Origin of the sequence: Rhizobium leguminosarum bv. viciae USDA 2370 (genome assembly GCF_002008365.1) — a bacterium.
Classification (GTDB): domain Bacteria; phylum Pseudomonadota; class Alphaproteobacteria; order Rhizobiales; family Rhizobiaceae; genus Rhizobium; species Rhizobium leguminosarum.
Genome location: NZ_MRDL01000053.1, coordinates 1 through 1,654, shown reverse-complemented (window position 1 = coordinate 1,654; position 1,654 = coordinate 1). Strand labels below are relative to the sequence as shown.

Below are 1,654 nucleotides of genomic sequence, written 5' to 3'. Positions count from 1 at the left end.
TCGTCGGCATCCTCGTCATTCGGCCGGAACTTGGCTTGTCCTGTTTCCACGAGCGCGCCGGTGACGCCGGCGGCATGATCGACATGCGGCTTTCGTCCCCATTCCGGCTTTGCTTCAAAATCGTCCTTCGCCGCATAGAGATCGACGCGGTCTCTGTGTCTCGTCATCGACACATAGGTCAGGTGCTGGTCCATCATGCCGGTGGCGAGCACGAAGCTTCGCTCGACCGTGGCGCCTTGAGACTTGTGAATGGTCGCGGCGTAGCCATGATCGACATTGCGATAGCTGCTCTCGCTGATGACGACATCACGGCCACTGTCGAGACGGACCGAAAGCACTGCGTCGCCACGTTTGTCGCCGGTGGAAACGACCGTGCCGAGCATGCCGTTCTTCACATGTTGCGGGCCGAGACGCATTGCGCGCGCTTCAACGAAGCGGGCATTCTCCAGGAAGATGATGCGGTCGCCGGCAGCAAATTCCCGCGCGCCGCGCTCGGTCCGGAAAGCGCGGTCCTCACCAAGCGCGCCCTCTCCCACCATCACCGATCGCAGCGCCTCGTTCAGACGCTTGACGTCCTCGTTGGTGTGGGCGAGCACCAGCAGTTCGTCACCACGAAGACGACCGTCATTGCCTGCCGTGGTTGAGTTCTGGATTGCCTGTTTGCGCGCTTGGCTCCAATCGGCGACGATCCGATCGATCGTTTCCGCCCGTGTCCCTGCCTCGATCAGATGCCCCTGCTGGGCATAGGCATCGAGGCCCTTCCCGGTCTCGCCGCGCGCAAAAAGCCGCGACGCCTCGCGCGCCCATGGCTGGCGCTGGCGGCGCACGCCAGCAAGTTCGGCAAAACCGATCCGCTCAGTGATCGCCCGGAATGCCGCGCCCGCCTGGATCGGCTGCAGCTGCATCGCGTCACCAACCAGCACGACCTTCACCTCGGCTTGCTCGGCGATGTCAAGCAGGCGGGCCATCTGCTGCGACGACACCATGCCGGCCTCGTCGATGACAAGCACATTGCCACGTTCGAGCAATTCGCGTCCGCTGGCCCAGGCGAGTTCCCAGGCGGCGAGTGTCCGCGACCTGATGCCGGAACTGTCTTCCAGCCCTTCGGCGGCTTTGCCCGCAAGGGCAGCACCGATCACCCGGCGACCATCGCTCTCCCAGGCAACGCGGGCGGCGGCAAGCAAGGTCGACTTGCCGGCGCCGGCAAGACCGACCACGGCGGCGATACCTTTGTCCCGGGTGATATGGTGGATGGCATCCGCCTGTTCCGGATCGAGCCGGAAGGAGTTTTCCGGATCCTGCGTTTCGACCTGCCTGATCGCGGCTGCAACCACCCGATCGGAAACGGCAAAACCACGGCGCTCCGCCAAAACCCGCGCCGACCGCCCCATGTCATATTCGATGCGCAGCATCTCCCGCGTGGTGAAGACGGCAGGTTCGCTCGCCTTTCCCGTTTCGGCATCGATCTGCTGCGGCTTCAGCATGATGAGATCGTCCGATGCCATCAGTCGCGCGCGGATATTGGCGAAGTCCGCGGGATCGTCGACAGTGCGATGCAGCGCCTTGGCGATATCGCGCTCATCGAAGGTGGAGCGTTCATTGCTCAACTGCTTCAGCAGGAGCGCAGGATCGGCAAGCAGCCGGTCGGCCATCT

The 1,654-nt window shown here is 63.7% G+C and carries 1 protein-coding gene; it reads right to left on the bottom strand.

What is annotated here, in order from left to right; translation table 11 throughout:
* Window positions 1-1,654, bottom strand: a 1,654-nt coding sequence (gene traA / locus BS629_RS31755) for a Ti-type conjugative transfer relaxase TraA (protein ID WP_143529710.1), incomplete at both ends; no start/stop codon positions are given.